This window comes from Legionella massiliensis, from assembly GCF_000756815.1.
Classification (GTDB): domain Bacteria; phylum Pseudomonadota; class Gammaproteobacteria; order Legionellales; family Legionellaceae; genus Tatlockia; species Tatlockia massiliensis.
In genome coordinates this window covers 935,494-952,903 of the sequence record NZ_CCVW01000001.1, presented here as the reverse complement: position 1 = coordinate 952,903, position 17,410 = coordinate 935,494, and the positions used below count along the sequence as shown (strand labels likewise).

Genomic DNA, 17,410 nt, shown 5'->3' with positions numbered 1-17,410 from the left:
ATTTAATTCACTACCTTTTTTTATTAGTAACGTTTTGTAATAGGTCAGCCTAGTTACCCCAACGCGGCTCGACAGATATTGTTGCGTGAATCTAATTGCTCTGTTCAGCCCGTCATCCTGAGAGCCCCAGCCCCTTTAGGGCAACTCGTCATCCCGAACATAGTGAGGGCTCTCCGGGATTAGCACAGTGCCACACTCAGGAGATGTCTCTCTAAGTTCGACATGACGTACGTCTTTGGGAGCACAATGTAGGGGTGTGACCTATTACATACAAACTTTCAGTGAATAGCACGTAAAGCCTACGATTATTTCGCAGGCTTGTAAGGAACATACTCCGGTTGCCAAATATGCTGTTTGATACGCTTCTCGATTTCCTCATCGCTTAAGGGTTCTGCCAGATTTGATCTAACTGCTTCTTTGGCCACCGCAAAGGCTACTTTATAGGAAACTTCACGAACCTCGGTAAGTGGAGGTAAGAGATTGGCTTTGGGATCTTGTCTAGCTGGCGAACAACTGGCGAGCGCTCGCGCTGCAGCCATGAACATCTTATCAGTCACATTTTTCACTTGCAAGGCAACCAGACCTAAGCCCATTCCTGGGAAGATATAAACATTATTTGTTTGATCGACACGGAACAGATTGCCATCTTTGACGATATTGCCAAAAGGACTACCTGTACCTATAACTGCCCGATTATCTGTCCAAACCATCAGATCACTGGGTACAGCCTCACTATGTGTAATTGGATTAGAAAGAGGCATGATAATAGGCTGTTTAACATGGGCCGCCATTTCTCTTACTATTTCTTCGGTAAATAAACCAGGTTGGCCTGATACACCCAATAAAGCATTCGGATGCAAATTCTTAATCACATCTTTCAGGCTAATATTTTCTTTATTCTCACATTGCCAATTTTCAACAAGTTGACGTGATTTTAATAGTTTCTGCTGGAAGGGTAATAAATCCTTCATTCCTTCAAGCAACAAGCCATTACGGTCAACCATAAAAACTCGATCTCTCGCTGCTTGCTCAGAAAGCCCATCTTCCATCATGGCATTCACGATAAGCTCAGCAATACCACAACCTGCAGAACCGGCGCCAAGAATAACAATGCGTTGTTCCGACAAACTAATACCTGTCACTTGCACCGCAGAGAACAGGGTTCCTGTAGCAATTGCCGCCGTACCCTGTACATCATCATTAAAGGTACATAGCTGGTCTCGGTATCGATCCAAAAGGCGTGTGGCATTTTGCAAAGCAAAGTCTTCCCATTGCAAAAGAATATGCGGAAAACGTTTTTTCAAGGCCTTGATAAAGGTTTCGATGAACTCATCATACTCCTGGCCACGAACTCGCTCATGCCGCCAACCGATGTATAGTGGATCGTTAATTAACTCCTGATTATTCGTACCCGTATCTAATAAAATTGGCAAGGTTGTAGAAGGATGAAGACCTGAACAAGCGCAATACAAGGCAAGTTTTCCAATAGGAATACCCATCCCACCAGCACCCTGATCGCCTAAACCAAGAATACGTTCACCATCAGAAACAACTATTGCCTTGACCTGATCAAAGCGTGGATTTGCCAGGATCTGATCAATACGATCACGATCGGGATAAGCAATGAAGACACCACGAGGACGTCTGTAAATATGGCTAAAACTGAGACAAGCATCGCCCACTACTGGGGTATAAACGATCGGCATCATTTCAGTAATATGTTCGCAAATTAGGCTATAGTAAAGTGTCTCATTAGAGTCTTGCAGATCACGTAAGTAAATATATTTTTCCAGATCAGAACCCTTGCTTTTGAATGCCTTGTAAGAGCGCTCACGTTGCTCCCTGATTGTGCTTAATTCAGGAGGGATTAAACCATAAAGACTAAAAGCCTTGCGTTCCTGGCTGGTAAAACCAGTTCCCTTATTCAGAATGGGATTAGAAATTAGTTTGTAATCAGAAACATGGACTGCCATATAGGGCTTGCCATTCTCATCATGAAGTCGTTCGTAATCCATAAAATTTCTCTCTTATTTAACTATTATTGAAATCACCGGGAATTCACAGCTTAGCATAAAGAATAATTTTTTTATCTAAGTACTACTATGCAACCTTCGCCCCATGCCTGGGGCCATAGGTAGCTACACAAGTGTCTATAATAAGGTCACGTCCTTCCTTGTTTCAACACTACGTCATCCAGAGCGCAGCGAAGGATCTCCGGGATTAGCACCGTGCCACATTCAGGAGATCCTTCGCTGCGCTCTGGATGACGTGCCTTAGGGGGACAGAGCTCATCTATTACAGACACTTGTGTAGATACCTATAAGGACTAGAACCGTTTCAAATCGGTTATGAAATATCGCTAATCCCGCGGATGAACTCTTCCATCTCAATATCTTCCTGGCCAACTCCTAAAGCATTTCGCACATAATTAGCTGCGGCCAGTATCTCAACCAAACGATACTTTTTCACATCTATAGCATGTAAATAGGCGGTGAAAAACTCTGTTTTGAGATTGCCAATCCCTTTGCCCATGCCAGCGAGCGAAACATCGATAAATTGTACGCCATTGCTTAGCGCAGCGAGCGCATTAGCCTGAGCCAAGCCTAAGTTATCGTGGGCATGAAAACCGAAGGGAATCGCATAAAGTTTAGTGTATTTACTATAAATAGCCTGAATTCTTGATGGCAGCATGCTACCGTTTGAATCAGCAAAGTAGATCATATCTGGATGGTGTTTAACAATCGCGGCAAGCACCTCATCAAGTTCTTGTTCTTGATAATAGGACATAAGAATAAAATTCGCTGAGGTTTCCATGCCCAGTTCTTTGGCCATCGCAAAGATAGGGAAAGACTTTTCGATCTTACCCTTAGGAATACAGATGCGTAATAAACTGACCCCACATTCTTTTAGCTCCAGCAGATCTGCCTTGGTGACATTATCAGGATAAACCATCACTGCGATCTTGGCGTTTTTTATCAAGGACTGACATAGAAGCAGATAGTCTTTTGTACAAAGCCCTGCCCTACCAAGATTTTTTGTGGGTTGTAGCGAGCCATTACGGTAACCGACTTCTATATACTCCAAACCGGAATTATCCAGGGGTGTTAAAATTCCTTCCAAATCACGATCTTGGAAATGAAAATTAGTTCGATGACCGCCATCACGCAAAGAGACATCTAACACTTTGATTGTATTCATAATACGATTACCACTTACCCTAAATAATTGCCAAACAGATAAAACATCTGCCTTTACTATTAGTATAGAGCATGCGCCAATATCCCGCGGCAGGCCGCGGGATTTCGAGCTAAGTTAATAGCCCCAGGGGAATTAATTTGATGATGGTGAAGAAGAATTTTGTGCAGGTTTAACCTCTGAAGAACAGGATGCAGCAACACTATCAATTTGCGCATAATATTCTTTATCCGTCATTCCATCAGAAGAGTTAATCAGCGTCATTAACTTAGGCTGCGCGCAAGTACAGAAAGCATTAGTATTTTGCTGAGCTTGTTCTGACATTTGCGGATAGATTAGCTTCCACCTATCTTGACAATACTGATTAACATCCTTATCAGTAGCCTTGTCCAAACCAATCTCATCTTCTACCGCATCCATAGCATCATGCAACAAAATACGCGACATACAAACCTGTATTGCCTTATCAACAGCAGCATCAGTATCCAGAGGCTGGGTTAAAGCACAGGCGCAATATTTTTCACCGAAATTTTTATAGCTCACCTTATCCTGAACATCATTAAGCCTTTTCATCCAGGAGGAAATACAAATGGTTTCAAAAGATTCTTGTTTATTTGAATCACCACTACTAGCAGGGGCTGAGGTATTTGCGGCAGGTGCCGTTGTAGTCGTTGTTGTATTGGTTGTGGTTGTATCATCAGCATTGGCCATTAAAGGGCAGAGGCTAATAAACAAAGCAGCCAAGGTTATTTTGGGGCGATGAAAGCTCATAAAATCCTCCATTAAATTTGGTATGAATATCCTTTATACGAATTTATCATAGCCCAAAGAAAACAAATTAGCGAATTTGTAAATTTCAAGAACTCTCTGATCTATCTAACATTTCCCCCCAAATTAGGCAGAGCGCAGCATTTTAAGCTGAGCGCTTAAAGCGCCATAAGCACTTTCAATATTGACATAATTCTTGTTGGCAAAATGATAGGACAAAGAACCATCGTCCTGAGCATGTTTGGCTTGTAAGGCGACATTAAATTTCAGCTTTTTCAAGCGGAGATACTCTTCTCGCCTAGTAACAAAATAAAAATTCCTGAGATTAGAGAAGGAACGGTAGTACAAAGCGTTAGCATCACGCGCCAAGCTATGTTTAGGAAAGTACTCCTTAAGCGAATAATTACGGTTATTATTATGTACCGCGACGACTTTGCCCGGAGGAATAAGTACTAAAATCTGGTTAGCAAGTTTTTTCACTTCAAAATGTGCTGCTGGAGAATAATGGCCAAATTGCTTTAAGGTAGTACGAATGCCCTTGTCGGTAAAAATGCGATTGGGATCAAACTCATAACGCACTCCCCTTAAATAAAAGACTACATTTCGCTCCCCCGAATGTTTAAGGGTTATTAACGTGCCACCTTCTTTTGCCACATAGAGCCTTGCAGCTGCCAGAGCAGTGACCTCGCTTTCATGCAAATGCACAAAGGTCTTTCCTTTTCCTTTATGCTTAATGATCGCGATCTTGGTATTACCAAGTCTGACAGTATGTGTCTCGGCGTGAATTAAACTGTTTAAAATAAAATACAAATATAAGAAATATTTCATTTGCCTGGGTCTAATTGCAACGTGGACAAGAATTATACTTTGCCCATTAGTAATTTATCAACCTCTGCCTACATCAGGCGACATTCTTCATATTCATGCTCTTTTGCGACATCGATCTCTGTTTTCTGTTCCTCAGAAGGCAAATCTACGATACAGGCTCTAAAACTTTCTGAACTCACCAGCATCAGATCAGAGTTAAATGGTTTTAACAAAGCCAACCCTTCCCCATAAATAGCAGGATTCTTCTTTGATGCCCCTTGTGGTCCAGTCTGCATCTCAGCCAACTTTTTCACAACAGGTACAGTATCCTTATTGCTAATACAGTGGTGCAAAATAGAGGCCAAATAAAAAGGCGCATTGACCTTATGAAAAAGCGGATCAGCAGGGCTAGCACAGGGGATTATTGTTTCGTTTAAATCAGCGAAATCTTGGGATTGAACCGTTTCTGAATGCAAGTAATGTTGATCCTGGTTGAAATAGACAAATCTTGGGTCGTTATCAATAAAAATGGCGTTCTCAATCTCGTCTTCTTCGGCAATCGCTAAAGAAATATCTTTTTTAGAGTCTCTAAGATTTGCACCAGAAAGAATGATGATATCCGCAGCAATTTCCTTATAACGTTCCTCTCCCAAAGCCAGGGTTAACAAGGCGGCAACAAAGGCTTTGTTCCTTCTTAGATCCCCCGAACTAAAAAAGGCAACTTTGATCAAAGGATTCGAATATTGATACCGCATAAGCTCAATAATCCCCGGCGGGATGTAATGAGTAATATTCAAAGCAGAAATAATATAACCTCGGCGTAAAAAAAATAGGGCTGCTTCCGGCGTGCATTTTTCATGGGTAGCTAAGACATGATCAATATCCCAAACGACAGTGACCCGCCTTAGGTTTTGTAATTGCCATTTTTTATGCAGGCCTTGTATGAGTGTTAATGATTGCTGATCGCTAATGGATAGCAGAGAGCATCGATCATCGAGCGGACTTTGCCGCAACAATCCCAGTTGAATTAAACAGGGAAAAAGCTCCCCTGCTATTGCTTCCTGTGCTAACTGCAGCGTCTTTTTCTCTAAGAGGCAGCCAATTTGCTCACAAATCTCAGGACTTACTTTCATGCCATAGAGAAAATGACTTTTATTCGGAGCGACTATATCAGTACTCGCCTTTAAAAAAGGCCTGTACTTTGGCTGGAGATCCGACAGATTCTGAATATGCTTGCTCGACAGGCCTAAGGATGAGGGATGTATTCCCATCAAAATTGTTTGTGAAACAGAGGGATTTTCTGCCTCATGCAAAAAGCCACCGATGGCAGGATTAATCCACCCCTTAAGCTGCTCAGTTCTGTACTGATAGCTTTGCTCAGTCAACCCTGATCGTAGGGGAATATCTGCATTATTAATTAAAAGTTTTACCTTTTGTCCATATTGCTGATAGAGATATAGGGTCAAGTTAAGCAAGGCTTTGCCGAGGAGTCTGTCATTTGCTTCTGTTGCGATTTCCTGATAATCCTCTTGCTCTGCTCCTTTATCTTTCAAATATCCCTCAAAAAGAACTATTCGATATTCTAAATACAAGGCCGCCATTAATTTGCTGTAACTCTTCTCAAGGGCATAACCTGAGCTGAAATCTAAGCCACCCAAATCCAACAGGATAACTGGCATTGTTCCCCTGCCTTTCATGATATCCCTATTGCCAGCAATTTTTTTATTCTGAAAACAATCTTCGGCCAGCACAACCCTATTGGAATAAAAGGTATACAACGTACTTAGAATCAATCCCTGGTCATAGATTTGCGGGCGAATGATTTCAATAACCCGCCCCTCATTCTTCGCCAGAATCTCAATTATTTCCGTATTATCTTGATAACTCGACCATTTTTCCTGTTCTAAAAAGAGTTTTTCCGGTTTTAAGGGAGTAGTTAGCAGAGCGTTATCGGGACTTTTTGAGTACGTGGTGCACAAGGGTAAGAGCTGAGGAGAGCTAAAGCTCGTTTTGGCATCTAACCCCAGCTGGTAATCACTATTAGGCCCCAAGCCATAACAAGCTCTTTCTGTGAAAATAAAGCTGTTATCCCAGCCAGCTCCTATTGATTTTGCTGTTTCCCTGGCAGGCAAAGTCAATTGCACAAAGGCGGCATCCGCCATCTTCTGACCCTTCCTCGTTTCCCATATTTCCCCTTGCTCAGTCAGCAGAATAAGGTGTTTATGGCTAAAGGCTATCTGTACCGGTTTTACACCAGAAGGCAGGATGAGGGTTCGTCGGTTTATATAATCGACAGGAAGGGGATTCTGTATATTGACGCCATAAAAAAAGCATTCCCCCTCCTGAGACAAAACAATGACAGCATATTCTCCAATGCCAAAGCTACGCGGCTTTAAGAGTTCAAATTTATGAAGACGCAGAGGGGTTTTCTGATCAGATTGGCGCGATGCATCTGGAAACTCGAAAGAAGTATTACAACCGAAACCAAACAATTCACCATTCTTACAAGCGATGATTGTGCGATTATTTGCAGTAAAAATTTGATCAGGAATTACCCCCTCAGGCAAGGGGATCGCTGTTGGAAATTCAATGGTTCTTCTCTTACCTAAACCCAATTGCCCATCCCGATTATCACCAAAACCATATAAGATTCCCCTTTCGCTAATAACCAAGCTATAGTCTCTTGCGGCGGCAATTTGCAGGGGTCTGTCATCAGCCGGAAGCTGAATTGATACAGATTTTAGATTCCTATTGATAAAAGACCCAATACCTAATTGCCCAGCAGTTCTTCGGCCATAGCCCTCCAATAAGCCATTCTCATATAAAATTAGTAGATGCCCATCGCCGGCAGCAACTTGCTTGACCCAATGCTCAGAACGAAGGGGAATCGTCCAGGGCTCACAACTTTTTTGCCTGAATGAATAATCAGATTCATAGGCACTATTTTTGCCAAAACCCAAAATTGATTTAGATCCTGGATTAAAAAAGAGGCTATGGCTGAAATCTGATAAGATTAACTGCCATGCCGACGCTCTATTGACTTCGCTAGTTTGGGTCGAAAAAAATCCATATTCACTTTTGCCTAACATCTTCGAATAATCGTTATTGAGGGAAATATCTCATTATTTATCATCTATCATAATAGGTCACGTCCCTTCTTGTCTCAACACTACGTCATCCAGAGCACAGCGAAGGATCTCCTGACGGTGGCAGAGTGCTAATCCCGGAGATCCTTCGCTGTGCTCTGGATGACGTTGCCTTAGGTTTACCATCTATCAAAGCGTAAGCAACCGATGTTCCAGTGCCTTTGCCAAAGATTGGTATTTGTTTTTCGTTCCCAGTTTTTTATTGAGCTTTTGAATATGAAAATTGATTGTGCGCTCAGTAAGTTCAAGGTGCTGAGCCATTTGTTTGACTGAATACTGTTTGGCTATCAACAATAAGCATTGAATTTCACGCTGGGTCAGCCGGAATAACTCTTTTTCTGGCGCCTCAGCAAGAAGATGAGTCTGGATATAATGGAAATATAAATAGGCAGCAACAAAAAATTCATATTGTATTATCTGCTGCTGTAAATTCGATTGCTCATGTTGCATTTGTACTAACAGCAGAATTGCAAAATTATTGTGGGCACCGTGAATAGGAATCGACAAACCAGATTCTGCACCAAAGGCAATAGAATCCTCCCTCATTTTGCGCTCAGCCTCGGTACTTGCCTGGGCTAATTGCTGCCTTAAATTCCAATAGATGGGCAAATGGTTGTTATAAACAAAGCTCAAGGTACTATCGATATTGTTGTATTGTTCCTCAAGATAATGCTGATGCCAGACCTTAAAGTTTGCAGAACACATATCGTATTGTAATTTGTTCGAAGAATTAGGGTGATAGGCATAGTACGTAAAGGAATAGGTACTAATGCCCTTTTTGCTCAGATAGCGATTCAGTGCCTCATCACATTCGCTCAAGAGATTAGCCTGTACCAAATCATTTTCAAATTGCACCAACAACTCATCCATGTCTATGCATCATCCAATAAGTTAATAAAACCAACATAGAATTCGCCAGAAAAATATAGAAGAAAAAATAACTATATCCTAAAACTTGTTCAATCCAGCCGCTAAAGGCTCCAAAGAAGACATAACTTAGGGCCATCGTAGCCGTACATACCGTGTACATTGACATAGGATAGGCGCTCTTATTTGCTACTGACAAGAGATAGCCCATATAGGCACCATTTGCCAAACCAAAGGCAAATTGACTAAATAAGATTGTCACATAGATAGCATAGAGACTTGGCCTATGCAGAGCCAACAAGAAGAAAAAGAAATGGCCGGATAGCAATAAGATCGTAAATCGTTTCAAGCAGGCAGCCAGCGAAAAACGGCTCAACAGGAAGCCAGAAATAAAAATCCCCAGCATTAGGGCAAGACTGCCAGAAATGCCATAGATCTCACCAACACGAGCTAAACTAAGATCCAGTCCTAGTTTATCGAGCAGAAACAAAGGGACAACTTTCTGCATTTGCGCGTCGGTAAAATTATATAAAAAGATAAAAATCAGCGGGAGGTAAACCTGTCTTGAAGTCATTAAGGTTTTGAATATTGAAAAATATTCCCGATTAAAACGCGTCGAACGCGTTTCCACTTCGGGGATTTTCAAACTATGGTAGAGCATCAGCAGGAAGGTTATCGCAAAGACTACAGCAAAAAAAACCTGCCAGGCATTCACCTTATAATGAATAGCCAGTTGACCAACAACAGCCAGTAATCCCCCCTTGATCACCAAACGCCCCAATTGGTAAAAGAAGCTGCGCAGGGCAACATAGCGTTTTTGATTTTCCTCATCCAGATTGAGCAGATAAACGCCATCGGAAACAATATCGTGAATTGAGGAACTCAGCGCCAAACAAAGGAAACCACAGGTGCTAATCGAGATAAAATAAGAGTTGTCAGCGCTCAGAGCCAAAAGGAGAAATAATGCAGCAATCAATCCCTCTGTCAAAACCGTTAGGCGCTTCTTGGTGGAAAATTTTTCCAGAGATGGGGCAAACAGGGGTTTAATCGCCCAGGGAATGACTAATAAACTGGTTAGCAAAGCAGATTGGCTATTATCCATCCCTTGCTGTTGATACATCATCGTTGCAATCAAACTAACGACAACAAAGGGGATACTTTGAAAAAAATAGAGGCTTGCTATCCATTGATAGGCTTTTTGGCTAACCGGCACTTTAGCATCCTTCATAGTTTATTTAGTAAATTTAAAAAACAACTAATTCAAACTCCTAACAAGTCACGTCCTAGGTGCCCATACATTCCGTCATCCTGAGTGCCCCAGCCCCTTTGGGGCAAGGACCTCGTCATCCCGAACATAGTGAGGGATCTCCGAGATTAGCACAGTGCTACACTCAGGAGATGTCTCTCTACGTTCGACATGACGTACGTCTTTGGGAGCACCCCAGCCCCTTTGGGGCAAAGGCCTCCGAGATTAGCACAGTGCTACACTCAGGAGATGTCTCTCTACGTTCGACATGACGTACGTCTTTGGGAGCGCCCCAGCCCCTTTGGGGCAAAGGCCTCGTCATCCCGAACATAGTGAGGGATCTCCGGGATTAGCACAGTGCTTTTGTTTTACCCCTTTACACATAATATTTGCTTGAGCGTAAACACAATCTCAACCAAATCTTGCTGGGATTTCATGACATCATCAATATTTTTGTAGGCTCGAGGACTTTCATCCAGAACCGCCTTGTCCTTTCTGCATTCAACGGTTGCTGTCGCTTTTCTATGCTCAGCCAAATTGATAACCCTTTTCGCTTCACGGCGCGACATCAGGCGCCCAGCCCCGTGACTGCAGCTACAAAAGCTCTCCTCATTCCCCAAACCACGCACAATAAAGGATCGCGCCCCCATGGAACCAGGAATAATGCCTAACTCATCTTTTTTGGCGGAAACAGCGCCTTTACGTGTGACATAGATATCCTGGCCAAAATGGTTTTCCAGGGCAACATAATTGTGATGACAGTTAACCACAAAGCGATGGGGATCAATTTTTCGATGAAGTACGTTAGCCAGGGTGTTGAGTAAAAGTTGCATCATCACTTCCCTGTTGTTTTGTGCGTATTTTTGCGCCCAATTGACAGCAAAAATGTAATCATCGAAATGTTTGCTTCCCTTGGATAAATAGGCCAAGTCTTTATCAGGCAGATTGCCAAGCAATTGCGCCATATCATGCTTGGCCAATTCAATAAAATAATTACCGATACAATTACCAACCCCACGCGAGCCGCTATGGAGCATTAGCCAAAGCTGTTCTTGCTCATCCAAACAGACTTCAATAAAATGATTCCCCCCTCCCAGAGTGCCTAACTCATTGATATCGTTAATCATTCGCTTATTAGTTTTTTTATTATGGCCAAGCATGGGATGGCGTTGCAGGATTATTGCATAGTCTTTATCAAGTGCTTTTTGCCATTTGCCAATAGCCAAGGAGGGAATCTCATCCTCCCGCCACTTGCCAAAACCAACGGGAATTGCTCTTTCTATTGCTGAACGTAAACCTGACAAATTATCTGGAAGCTCGTCTGCGAAAAGATTGGTTTGGACAGCCATCATCCCACAACCAATATCAACGCCAACTGCAGCTGGAATAATAGCATTCTTAGTAGGCACAACCGCTCCGACAGTCGCCCCTATTCCTAAGTGAACATCAGGCATGATAGCTATATGCTTGAAAATAATAGGCAAGGAAGCAAGATTAAGCACCTGCTGTTTGGCATTTTCTGCAAAGGGAACGTAGCGAGTCCAGGCTTTAACCCTGTCAGCAATTTCTAAGTACTCAGCCATCTTTAAATCTCTTTTGTCTGGAACGACCATTAAGGCTTATTATAAATATAGATCTTAGCTAGAACATAAAATTAAAAGGAGATTTCTTTATGACACGTTATTCTTTTGCTGATATCAATCCCCAAACTGCACAACGCATTGAAGAGCTTGGCGGCAAACCAATAAATCTCTACCGCATTTTGGCCAATCACCCCCAAATGCTCGATACCTGGTTAGAATTTGCTTATAGCCTGCGTCTCGATGCTAAAACACCTCGGCAGCTAAGGGAACTGATGATTTTAAGAACCGCGCAGTTACAAAACTCTAGTTATGAGTGGCATCAACATCGCAAGATGGCTCAAAAAGCCGGCGTCGCAGAGCATAAGGTCGCCGAATTAGCCATGTGGCCTTCCTCCCACGCCTTCAGTGCAGAAGAAAAAGCGGCCTTGGCACTGACAGAAGCCATTGTGCAAGGTAAGGTTAGTGAGGAGGTACACAAGAGCGCAGCAGCATTTTTTAACTCCAGCGAACTTATTGAACTTGTTATGACAGCCAGTTTTTATGCAATGGTTCCTCGGGTTTTGGATGCTCTTGCTGTTCAGATTGAAGAAGACTAAGCTAGAAACGAGACATTGCAAAATTATGGAGTGATTATGTCTAACGAAGCATTGGACGTACTAGTTGTTGGTGCAGGCCCTGTAGGCTTGTTTTGTGCAAATGAATTAACACGCCATGGTTTACCCTGTCGCCTTATCGACAAAAAACCAACTATAACTGATAAATCTAAAGCCTTAGCTCTCCATATCCGCACTCTGGATCTGCTGAAGGATTGTGGCTTTCTTGATGAAGTATTTGCAAGAGGCCATAAGGTCGACGGTATCATTCTCAAATCCAAAGAGAAGCAATTAATGGATAACAGCTTCACTATACTTGAAGCAGATTATAATTTTCTCATTGATCTTGCCCAGGATCAGACGGAACACATTCTTTATGAAGGCCTTCGCGGTAAAGGGCTAGATGTCGAGTGGAATACTGAATTAACCAATATCGAACAGCAATCAGCAAGGGTTCTTGCGACCTTAGAGAAGAACGACGGCAACAGTGAACAGATAGAGGCAAGCTGGGTTATTGCCTGTGATGGCTCCCATAGTACCCTGCGTGAATTGGTAAAAGCCCCATTTATTGGCTCCAGTTATAAGCAAACATGGTGGCTTGCGGATCTCTTCATTGACTGGGATCTCCCTGAAAATAAGATGGTCGGTTTCACTAGTGATGAAGGCCCAATGGTCTGTTTTCCTATGGGTAAAAAACGTTATCGCATAGTGATGACTGCTCCTGAAAAAATCGAATATAAAGATCCCACTATGACAGATATCGAAGAGGCGTTTAGCCGTCGTTGCTCGGAGAAGGCAACTTTGTCAAACCCGATCTGGCTCAGCCAATTTGGGATAGCCCATAAACAAATCGATCAATACCGCTATAATCGCGTTTTTTTCGCTGGCGACGCAGCCCATGTCCATAGTCCAATGGGCGGTCAGGGAATGAATACTGGACTGCAAGATATTTATAATCTTGCCTGGAAACTGGCCATGGTTCACAAGGGGCAGGCCAGGGAGCAATTATTGGATAGTTATCACCTTGAACGTTTCCCCATTGCACAAGCCGTTTTACAAAAAACAGGTTTGATGACAAGAATGATTATGCTGCGGAATCCTCTGCTTATCCGCTTACGTAACCAATTCTTGCATCTCGTTACTTCCCTGAAACCAGTAAGAATGGCAATTTTAAAAGATGTTTCTGAATTAGATCTTAGTTATGCAAAAAGTCCCATCGTCACTGAATTAGGCACCAAAACCAAATTTAAAATCGGTGAGTTTCTCTTAGATTTTAATTTGACTGAGGCCCAAACCAAGGAAAAAAAATCCTTCCGAGACCTAACTCAAGGCACAGAACATCATCTACTTCTCTTCGCTGGTCGCGATAATGGCCAATTAGAACCGCTGATTAAAACAGCCTCAGCCATCGAAGAGCACTATTCAGGTTTGATTAAAACGCATCTTATTTTGGCTAACAGCAATGAACAGGGAATTCAGCACTCTTCTCTATGGTTTGATAATAACCAGGATATCCATAAGCGCTTTGCAATTAATGAGGCAACAGCAATCTTGCTACGCCCGGATAAATACATCGGTCTTAGCCAGATGCCGCTAAATAAAGATGACTTATTGCGTCAGCTGGAAAAAGGCTATATAAATAAAGCCAACAACAGCTAGGGGCCTTAGGACAAATTATGCGACGTTTAATTTTTTCATTTATCGTAGTCTGTTCCTGTAATGTACAAGCTGACACTATCGATAATTACATCAATATTTCTAGTAACATCCCTCAAATGGAAATGAAAGCTGATCAACAATCACAAGCCTGGGCGCGTTCAGCACGAAACGTGCTAACAATTACCAGCGAAAGCATTGCTGAAACTCTAACCCAAGCAAATGATTTAGCAAAAAATCAGGGAAAACCCTTATTTTGTCTGCCAGGAGGCGCTAGTTTGGATGCAGCAGAGCTCGATACTATTATCCAACAAACCTATAAAGACATTTCAAGCCAGCAAAGTGATAAGAACCGGATGACTGTTTCACAGGTTGCTTGGCTGGGCGTTATAAAAAAATACCCCTGCCAACAGCAACAAAACACCATCTCAAATTTGGTACAACAGGTACAGCAAAACACTACCACAACCCCAGTCATGAACCCAGTGCAGCAAAGTGCAATCAATCAAATGCAGCATATGGGGACAATTTTAAACGCGCAGAAATAAATGCAGACTGGTTGCAGTGAATTTTAAATGAAACCTTGATGCAGCGCAGCGCTGAGGAATCCTTGCATTTTTTTAAACAGAAAGCATGTGCCATATAAGTTCTTCCTGTTCTTTTGTGTGTCATTCCCGCGTAGGCGGGAAACCATCGTGCAAACAAAGTGAGGAACCACTTTCAGAAATAGTTTCCCGCCTACGCGGGAATGACACAAATATAAGTCAAAGTAACTTATTAATGTCCATATAGGTATCTAAATGATACTTTGATTAAAAAAATGCCAGGACCACTCAGAGCGCAGCGTAATCAAGGTTTTCCTTAGATAAGGATATTCATCAATTAAGCTTTGTGGGTTGGATCACTGCTATAGATAAATTTGATGTTCAGACTCATATATGTTTAAATAACACAAAATTTGCACAAACAAGGTCTTATGCCTTCACTCTTAGACATTCTGAAATCTGGCTCAGCCTTAGGGACACATGAAGACCTCGCGAGTGGAGAAACAGTAGAATCCTCGCTCGAAGATCTCTTCCTCCAGCTTTGCAACAAATTAGATCCCTCCTTCAAACCCACTGAGGGCTCCATAACTTTCGCTATTGACTCTTTTGATGAATCCGCTTGGGGTTTAATCGAGCAGGAGGATGTTTTTGCTGAGAACGTTTTTTTAGCAACAGGAACCCCCCACGCTAAAATTTGTCATATGCGCCACTACTCCAACGGAGAAGGGGCTCATTGGCACGCTTTGTTTGCGCAAATGGATGAGAAGGGCGAATTAGAAAGTATTACAATCACCGACTCCCGCTTAAACGCTAAAGCCCAAACTAAACAAGGGATTACTGCCCAACGCGATATCGACACTAATCCTTTCCTGCAAACCAATAGTTCTAAAATTCAATTTATCCCAGGCATAGAACAGCCCCCAAAAACATCGACCTGCTGGATACATGCCTTAGCCAATTTGGCTTCCCTAGCAACATGCTCTGAGGTTTATAAACGGCAAAAGAGCGGAGGAACACTTGGCCAGGAATTACACTCACTACTCCTCCCACCCGTGAAGAAAGAAAAAACGGGCAAGAAAGCGATGCCTCCTCAGCCAAACGAACAAAGCCCACTCCTTCCAACTATTCCCTTGGTAGAGAAAAAAGAAACTGTCATCACAGAAACAGAGAGCCCTAGATTTAGTAAGCGAGCAACTTTTTTTAAAGCAGAGGATAAAAAACCGAGCGAGCCAGCTACTGACTCCAAATCCTATACAGCAAGCCTAGGCCTGTTATTTATCGGTGCCACTGTTACGGGAGTTGCTACCTTAGCGCTTACCGCAGTTATCACGCTGAGTTTACCAGTTAGTATCGGCCTCCTGGTTACCGGATTATTAATACTACTGGTCGGCGCAGCTTTGCTAACTAAAAACTGTTTAGTGAGTAATGCAGATGAGGAAATCGAGCTGGATTCCGAAGAGAGTTACTCTTTTAGTTAAGAGTTGCAGGCTAGACCCCTCATCCGCCCTACGGGTACCTTCTCCCTAGAAGGGAGAAGGGATATACCTTGATTCTTCCCTTCCCCCTGAGGGGCGAACAGCGCTTAACCACTAAACTCCTCAAAGGCTTCCAGAGCTTCTGCAGCATACATCAGAGAAGGCCCGCCCCCCATATAAACAGCCATACCTAAAGTTTCCATCAGCTCTTCGCGGCTAGCTTGCAATTTGACTAAGGTTTGTGAGTGGAAGCCAATACAACCAGGGCAGTGGTTAGCTACTGCTAAAGCCATAGCGATCAATTCTTTGGTTTTTTTATCCAAGGCACCATCTTTGGTAGCAGCCTGAGCAAGCGCTGAAAACCCAGCCATTAGTTCAGGCATTTCTTTGCGCATTTTTGCTAGTTGAGTACTGATTCCCTTAGTTACATCGTTAAATTTTTGTGACATCTCACCGACTCCTTGATAATTAAATGAACTTGAATTTTATATCACTGTTAAATGCTAGCTACAATACTCAATGGAGAAGCACCCTGAATTGCAGGTTCTAGTATTTGCAGTTCGACATTATCTCGGTTGTCGTCCTCTGCTGTGAATAACCCTCCTTTAACCCTTGCAGGATTCACTATTCTCTTCCTTAGCTTGGCTCTATACATGTCAAATTCATTTTCACTGTCCCCTTGTTGAGGCGCTTGGTAATGCGTCAGGTCAAATTCTGCAACAAAGTCACGATTAAATTTTTTGAAGTCCTTGGATAATTGCGATTTTTTGTCTTTTTCTAAGGCAATATGCACCGAGATACCTGCCGTGCAGACTCCTGCCAAAACAGCTGCCGCAAGGGCAAGAAAACCTAAAATTGGCATGGCTCCAAAGCCTGCAAGTAACCCCATAGCAACAAAGACGCCCATCATGCCCGCGCTACAACCAGCGACAGCACCAAAGGTTCCGATAAAACCAAGAGCGGCAATTTTTAACACTTCCAGGTCGTCTAAAAGGTCAAGCTCGTTGTCTAGGTTAGTGCTAATAAGAAAATCTTTGATTATCAATCCTATCCATTCTTTCTTTTGCTCTAAGTCATATCTCGCATATTTTTGGAGAAAATACGGGTATTTTTTATTGATAAACTCCAGGAACTTGATTTGGATTGCATTCTGCTCATTATCAGCCTGCGCTAAAAGTAAAGAACAAAGAAAGTGCCCTGGGCTAGCTGTTCTATTTGCACGGTAATTGTTGAGATAGGCTGCGTGACTATTTTCTAGAAACAGCAATAAATTGCGACTCAGTTTCTCATCGATTTTATTTCTTTCTTCTAAGGCATTGCGATACAAAATATAAAAAACGGGAATACTGACGAGTACAAACAATAGTCCACAGCCTGTGCCTAAAGCTACAACCATCGGCCCAGCAAGGCCTAAGCTTGCTGAAACAATACCAAAAATCGGCCAGGCAACCCCGGCAGCACTACCTATACTGGAAAAAGTGGACTTCAAAATTGACATATTTATCAAACAATAAAACTTCGGGCTTTTG

Annotated in this window: 14 protein-coding genes; 4 read left to right on the top strand and 10 right to left on the bottom strand. The window is 42.6% G+C overall.

Annotated features, from left to right (window positions below; translation table 11 throughout):
• Window positions 1-305 precede the first annotated feature (305 nt).
• The 8 genes from BN1094_RS04055 to BN1094_RS04020 form a co-directional block, all read right to left on the bottom strand.
• Complete coding sequence (locus BN1094_RS04055) at window positions 306-2,015, bottom strand: NAD-dependent malic enzyme (RefSeq protein WP_052403122.1); 1,710 nt, start codon at window positions 2,013-2,015, stop codon at window positions 306-308.
• Window positions 2,016-2,346: 331 nt separating this feature from the next.
• Window positions 2,347-3,198: a beta/alpha barrel domain-containing protein gene (locus BN1094_RS04050; RefSeq protein ID WP_043873070.1), complete on the bottom strand. Its 852-nt coding sequence runs from the start codon at window positions 3,196-3,198 to the stop codon at window positions 2,347-2,349.
• 132 nt (window positions 3,199-3,330) lie between these two features.
• The gene (locus BN1094_RS04045) at window positions 3,331-3,966 is read right to left on the bottom strand and encodes a hypothetical protein (RefSeq protein WP_099908962.1); all 636 of its coding nucleotides are present in this window, start codon (window positions 3,964-3,966) and stop codon (window positions 3,331-3,333) included.
• Between the two features lie 123 nt (window positions 3,967-4,089).
• Window positions 4,090-4,791, bottom strand: a complete 702-nt coding sequence (locus tag BN1094_RS04040) for a hypothetical protein (protein ID WP_043873069.1) — start codon at window positions 4,789-4,791, stop codon at window positions 4,090-4,092.
• A 68-nt stretch (window positions 4,792-4,859) separates the two neighbouring features.
• On the bottom strand, window positions 4,860-7,859 hold the full coding sequence (locus tag BN1094_RS04035) for an AAA family ATPase (RefSeq protein ID WP_043873068.1): 3,000 nt from the start codon (window positions 7,857-7,859) through the stop codon (window positions 4,860-4,862).
• 186 nt (window positions 7,860-8,045) lie between these two features.
• A complete protein-coding gene (locus tag BN1094_RS04030; protein ID WP_043873067.1) occupies window positions 8,046-8,786 on the bottom strand; it encodes a helix-turn-helix transcriptional regulator in 741 nt (246 codons plus the stop codon).
• Window positions 8,779-9,996: an MFS transporter gene (locus tag BN1094_RS04025; RefSeq protein WP_245614164.1), complete on the bottom strand. Its 1,218-nt coding sequence runs from the start codon at window positions 9,994-9,996 to the stop codon at window positions 8,779-8,781. The genes BN1094_RS04030 and BN1094_RS04025 overlap by 8 nt, the downstream gene beginning before the upstream one ends.
• A 401-nt stretch (window positions 9,997-10,397) precedes the next feature.
• Entirely contained in the window at window positions 10,398-11,612 is a 1,215-nt protein-coding gene (locus BN1094_RS04020; protein ID WP_043873065.1) for an RtcB family protein, read from the bottom strand.
• 89 nt (window positions 11,613-11,701) lie between these two features.
• Between BN1094_RS04020 and BN1094_RS04015 the strand changes: the two genes are divergently transcribed.
• From BN1094_RS04015 to BN1094_RS04000, 4 genes are all read left to right on the top strand, one after another.
• Complete coding sequence (locus BN1094_RS04015; protein WP_043873064.1) at window positions 11,702-12,208, top strand: carboxymuconolactone decarboxylase family protein; 507 nt, start codon at window positions 11,702-11,704, stop codon at window positions 12,206-12,208.
• A gap of 36 nt (window positions 12,209-12,244) precedes the next feature.
• A complete protein-coding gene (locus BN1094_RS04010) occupies window positions 12,245-13,864 on the top strand; it encodes an FAD-dependent oxidoreductase (protein WP_043873063.1) in 1,620 nt (539 codons plus the stop codon).
• A gap of 17 nt (window positions 13,865-13,881) precedes the next feature.
• On the top strand, window positions 13,882-14,409 hold the full coding sequence (locus tag BN1094_RS04005; protein WP_245614163.1) for a phosphatase: 528 nt from the start codon (window positions 13,882-13,884) through the stop codon (window positions 14,407-14,409).
• Between the two features lie 428 nt (window positions 14,410-14,837).
• A complete protein-coding gene (locus tag BN1094_RS04000; protein WP_043873062.1) occupies window positions 14,838-15,884 on the top strand; it encodes a hypothetical protein in 1,047 nt (348 codons plus the stop codon).
• A 104-nt stretch (window positions 15,885-15,988) separates the two neighbouring features.
• Here the strand turns inward: BN1094_RS04000 and BN1094_RS03995 are convergent, their stop codons facing one another.
• A complete protein-coding gene (locus BN1094_RS03995) occupies window positions 15,989-16,330 on the bottom strand; it encodes a carboxymuconolactone decarboxylase family protein (protein WP_043873061.1) in 342 nt (113 codons plus the stop codon).
• A 47-nt stretch (window positions 16,331-16,377) separates the two neighbouring features.
• Entirely contained in the window at window positions 16,378-17,379 is a 1,002-nt protein-coding gene (locus tag BN1094_RS03990) for a hypothetical protein (protein ID WP_043873060.1), read from the bottom strand.
• Window positions 17,380-17,410: the final 31 nt, after the last annotated feature.

Bases quoted from the DNA above. Each gene is read 5' to 3' on its own strand.
- BN1094_RS04055 (WP_052403122.1), bottom strand. From the start codon at position 2,015: ATGGATTACGAACGACTTCATGATGAGAATGGCAAGCCCTATATGGCA.
- BN1094_RS04050 (WP_043873070.1), bottom strand. From the start codon at position 3,198: ATGAATACAATCAAAGTGTTAGATGTCTCTTTGCGTGATGGCGGTCAT.
- BN1094_RS04045 (WP_099908962.1), bottom strand. From the start codon at position 3,966: ATGAGCTTTCATCGCCCCAAAATAACCTTGGCTGCTTTGTTTATTAGC.
- BN1094_RS04040 (WP_043873069.1), bottom strand. From the start codon at position 4,791: ATGAAATATTTCTTATATTTGTATTTTATTTTAAACAGTTTAATTCAC.
- BN1094_RS04035 (WP_043873068.1), bottom strand. From the start codon at position 7,859: ATGTTAGGCAAAAGTGAATATGGATTTTTTTCGACCCAAACTAGCGAA.
- BN1094_RS04030 (WP_043873067.1), bottom strand. From the start codon at position 8,786: ATGGATGAGTTGTTGGTGCAATTTGAAAATGATTTGGTACAGGCTAAT.
- BN1094_RS04020 (WP_043873065.1), bottom strand. From the start codon at position 11,612: ATGGCTGAGTACTTAGAAATTGCTGACAGGGTTAAAGCCTGGACTCGC.
- BN1094_RS04015 (WP_043873064.1), top strand. From the start codon at position 11,702: ATGACACGTTATTCTTTTGCTGATATCAATCCCCAAACTGCACAACGC.
- BN1094_RS04010 (WP_043873063.1), top strand. From the start codon at position 12,245: ATGTCTAACGAAGCATTGGACGTACTAGTTGTTGGTGCAGGCCCTGTA.
- BN1094_RS04005 (WP_245614163.1), top strand. From the start codon at position 13,882: ATGCGACGTTTAATTTTTTCATTTATCGTAGTCTGTTCCTGTAATGTA.
- BN1094_RS04000 (WP_043873062.1), top strand. From the start codon at position 14,838: ATGCCTTCACTCTTAGACATTCTGAAATCTGGCTCAGCCTTAGGGACA.
- BN1094_RS03995 (WP_043873061.1), bottom strand. From the start codon at position 16,330: ATGTCACAAAAATTTAACGATGTAACTAAGGGAATCAGTACTCAACTA.
- BN1094_RS03990 (WP_043873060.1), bottom strand. From the start codon at position 17,379: ATGTCAATTTTGAAGTCCACTTTTTCCAGTATAGGTAGTGCTGCCGGG.